This window comes from Pseudoxanthomonas sp. LjRoot204_2, from assembly GCF_056175765.1.
Map to the genome: position 1 here is coordinate 1 of NZ_JBGFFG010000532.1, position 2018 is coordinate 2018.

Consider the following 2018-nt stretch of genomic DNA (forward strand, 5'->3'; position numbering starts at 1 on the left):
CTGCAAGGGAGTGAGCTTGAGCAGCGGCTGGATCCGGGAGGAACTCAGGCGCAGACATCGAGTAGGACGGCTGCTTTAACGACAGTGATGGCAGCGACGAGAGAGCAACGCTCGTTCGGCTACGCATGCGCTCGACGGGCCCTGCCGTTGACCAGGCATTGATCCGCGTCGGGAAAGTTCGGTGGGCAGAAGTTGACTGGAGGGCAACCTCTTTCTCATCGTCCATAGCCGTCGTGGCCAGAACGCCCGCCGGAATACTGGCCATTGAGTCGTAGGGCCACGGAACGATGTCGGCGAATCCTTGCGACGCCCAAAGCAGACCAGCGCATGTGCCGCTGGCAATGAGTACCGCCACTGAACCGGATCGCTTGCGCATATCCACCCCCTGGTCACCCCGCGGAGTATATCGACGCCAATAGGCCTGAAAGGTTAGCGGTTCGCAGAGTGCGCCCCGACTCCACATCCGCCAATGGCTTAACCGATTGGCATAGCGGCTATCCGTCGTCCCGTCGCGGGTAGAATAGGGCTATGTACCTCATCGACCACGACAAACTCCGCCTCTCGGTCGCCCCGATGATGGACTGGACGGACACGCACTGCCGCGTGTTCCACCGGCTGCTGGCGCCGAACGCACGCCTGTACACCGAGATGGTGCATGCGCAGGCGGTGATCCATGGCGACCGCGATCGACTGCTTGGGTTCGATGCGGGTGAGCATCCCGTGGCGGTCCAGCTGGGCGGCAGCGAGCCGGCGCACCTGGCGCAGGCCGCGCGCATCGCGCAGGACTGGGGCTACGACGAAGTGAACCTCAACGTCGGCTGCCCGTCCGACCGCGTGCAGGCGGGGCGCTTCGGTGCCTGCCTGATGAAGGAGCCCGCGCTGGTGGCCGAGTGCGTGGCGGCGATGATCGAGGCCGTGAGCATTCCGGTGACGGTGAAGTGCCGTCTCGGGGTGGACGAGCAGGAAGACTACGACCTCTTCCTCGCCTTCATCGATACGGTGGCGGCCACCGGTTGCAACACGTTCTTCGTGCATGCGCGCAAGGCGTGGCTGCAAGGGCTGTCGCCCAAGGAAAACCGCGAGATCCCGCCGCTGCGTTACGACTGGGCCTACCGGCTCAAGCGCGAGCGGCCGGCGCTGACGGTGGCGATCAACGGCGGCATCACCACGACCGCGCAGGTGCACGAGCACCTGCAGCACAGCGATGGCGTGATGATCGGCCGCGCCGCGTATCACGAGCCCTATGTTCTGCATGAAATGCAGGCGGCCTTGYTCGGTGGCGACATCGCGCCCCGCGCGGACCTGCTGCGCGCATGGCGCCCGTATGTCGAAGCGCAGCTGGCGAAGGGCGTGGCGCTGAAGCACCTGACGCGCCACGTGCTGGGGTTGTTCCATGCGCAGCCGGGGGGACGCGCGTTCCGGCAGATCCTTAGCGAAGGGGCGCACAAGCCGGGCGCGGACTGGTCGCTGGTAGAACAGGCGCTGGCGGCGACCGTGCGCGAACTGCGGCCGGCGGCCTGAGCATGATCACGCGCGACGTCGCCGACTTCGTCGCGCATGCGCGCACGCTGGCGCCGGACGTCGGGCCCGCCACGGCGCGTGCCGCGTTCCTCGTGTCGCCGGATGGATTCATGCGCGCCGAGCAGTCCGCGCAGGACAACCGGTACATGGCGGGCGCCGAGGCCTTCGACGCGGATGCCGCGCTGCGCGAGCATCAGGCGCTGCATCGGGCGTTGGCGCAAGACGTGCCCGTGATCTGCTTCCCCGGCGACGACGCGACACCGGATGCGGTGTTTCCCAACAACGTGTTCGCCACCGCGCGCGTCGGCGGGGAACCGAGGCTGATCGTCGGCCGCATGCGCCACGAAGTCCGCCGGCGCGAGGCGGAACGCGCGGACATCCGTCGCTTCTTCCGCGACGCCCTGGGTTATGCCGAGATCGATCTGTCCACCCAACCGCATCCCTGCGAACTGACGGGCGCGCTGGTCATCGATCGCGCGCGCGGGATCGGGTTCTGC

2 protein-coding genes are annotated in these 2018 nt (G+C 67.1%); both read left to right on the forward strand.

Annotation, left to right across the window (positions count from 1 at the left end; all coding sequences use genetic code 11):
• The first annotated feature begins 528 nt into the window (after window positions 1-528).
• Complete coding sequence (gene dusA / locus AC04L7_RS17535; protein ID WP_475513548.1) at window positions 529-1521, forward strand: tRNA dihydrouridine(20/20a) synthase DusA; 993 nt, start codon at window positions 529-531, stop codon at window positions 1519-1521.
• 2 nt (window positions 1522-1523) lie between these two features.
• Window positions 1524-2018: arginine deiminase-related protein (locus tag AC04L7_RS17540; protein WP_475513549.1), on the forward strand; the 495-nt coding region annotated here is incomplete at its 3' end.